We start from the raw sequence: 1,839 nt of genomic DNA, 5'->3' as shown, positions 1-1,839 counted from the left end.
CGTTCATCTTCCGCGTCGTGCGCGCCAMACTGCGCAAGCAGATGTTAGGCAATTCTGTTCTCAGCCTAAAAAAATTCTTGCGAAGCAGAGTCAAAACGCTTATGTGCGGTCTTGCCCAATTTCGCACGTGCCTGTGGTCGTGTGTCAGTCGGTAGGTATCCGGACAAGAGGCCGGACAGCCGCCAAGGGGTGAAGAAGCCGAGGGGCTCTTCGGAAGCGCGGAAGTCGAGAAGACGAAGCGAACCCGAAGCGTCCAGCATCTCTCTCAAAGAGATGCCTTGTCGAAGGTGACTTCGCTCTTTGCAACCGTGACTGGCAGCCGGAGGCGAACCGGCGCACCCCGCTCTCAACGGGGGACGCGACTTAAAGCAACGACGGATCGGGCTTTTTTGGTCTCTACCGGCAGTCCAACGCCGGCGCGGGCTACTGAAAAGGCTTGTCCTTCATTGCCAGGTGTGCGGGCGGGAAATTCCCAACCAATCCACGGCAGCACAGTCTGGTTTGAGTCTTTTGGCTTCGTTGCGCCTCCATCGCGCAATCCGGCCAGAGCGCTCTTATCCGACGTCATTTTTTGAACGGATCCCCGTCGCTGGGCCGTTTGGGAGAGTGCTATGACCGAACGTATTCAGGAATTCCTGCGCAACCGCCGCAGCGAGGGCCGGGACACCGAGCCTTGCCTCGTCGTCGACCTCGAGGTCGTGCGCGACAATTACCAGACCTTTGCCAAGGCGCTGCCCGACAGCCGCGTGTTCTATGCCGTCAAGGCGAACCCCGCACCGGAAGTGCTGGCGCTGCTTGCCTCCATGGGCTCCTGCTTCGACACCGCGACGGTCGCCGAGATCGAGATGGCGCTGGCCGCTGGCGCTACGCCCGACCGCATCTCCTTCGGCAACACGATCAAGAAGGAGCGCGACATCGCGCGCGCCTTCGCGCTCGGCATTCGGCTGTTCGCGGTCGATTGCGCCGCCGAGGTCGAGAAGATCGCCCGTGCCGCTCCCGGCGCGAAGGTGTTCTGCCGCATCCTCTATGACTGCGCCGGCGCCGAGTGGCCGCTGTCGCGCAAGTTCGGCTGCGACCCGGAGATGGCTGTCGACGTGCTCGACGTCGCCAAGCGCCTGGGCCTGGAGCCGTGCGGCATCTCCTTCCATGTCGGCTCGCAGCAGCGCAAGGTGAAGGCGTGGGACCGTGCGTTGGCGATGGCTTCGCAGGTGTTCCGCGACTGTGCCGAGCGCGGCATCAACCTGTCCATGGTCAACATGGGCGGCGRCTTCCCGACCAAGTACCTGAAGGACGTGCCGCCGGTCGTGACCTACGGCCGCTCGATCTTCCGCGCGCTGCGCAAGCACTTCGGCAACCAGATCCCGGAGACCATCATCGAGCCGGGCCGCGGCATGGTGGGCAATGCCGGCATCATCGAATCCGAGGTCGTGCTCATCTCGAAGAAGAGCGACGAGGACGAGGTACGCTGGGTCTATCTCGACATCGGCAAGTTCGGCGGTCTCGCCGAGACCATGGACGAGTCGATCCGCTACGCCATCCGCACCGCCCATGACGGCGCGGACATGACGCCGTGCGTGCTCGCGGGACCCACCTGCGACAGCGCCGACGTGCTGTACGAGAAGTCCCCGTATCCGCTCCCCGTCACGCTCGAGATCGGCGACAAGGTGCTGATCGAAGGCACCGGGGCCTATACGTCGACCTACTCGTCGGTGGCATTCAACGGCATCCCGCCGCTGAAGACGTACCACATCTGATTTGCCACATCTGAGACCCGCCTCTCTCTCGAGGCCTGACGAACCCGGGAGCCGGCATGCCGGCTCCTCCCTCACATTCCTGATT

At 63.1% G+C, this 1,839-nt stretch carries 1 protein-coding gene; it reads left to right on the top strand.

Going from position 1 to position 1,839, the window contains the following annotated elements:
- Positions 1 to 611 precede the first annotated feature (611 nt).
- The gene (locus AC1D00_RS39345; protein ID WP_477014389.1) at positions 612 to 1,754 is read left to right on the top strand and encodes a type III PLP-dependent enzyme; all 1,143 of its coding nucleotides are present in this window, start codon (positions 612 to 614) and stop codon (positions 1,752 to 1,754) included.
- The last annotated feature ends 85 nt before the right edge of the window (positions 1,755 to 1,839 follow it).

Source organism: Bradyrhizobium sp. P2_E8, assembly GCF_056403875.1.
Note: the sequence above shows the minus strand (reverse complement) of the source record. Positions and strands in the feature narration are given on the sequence as shown.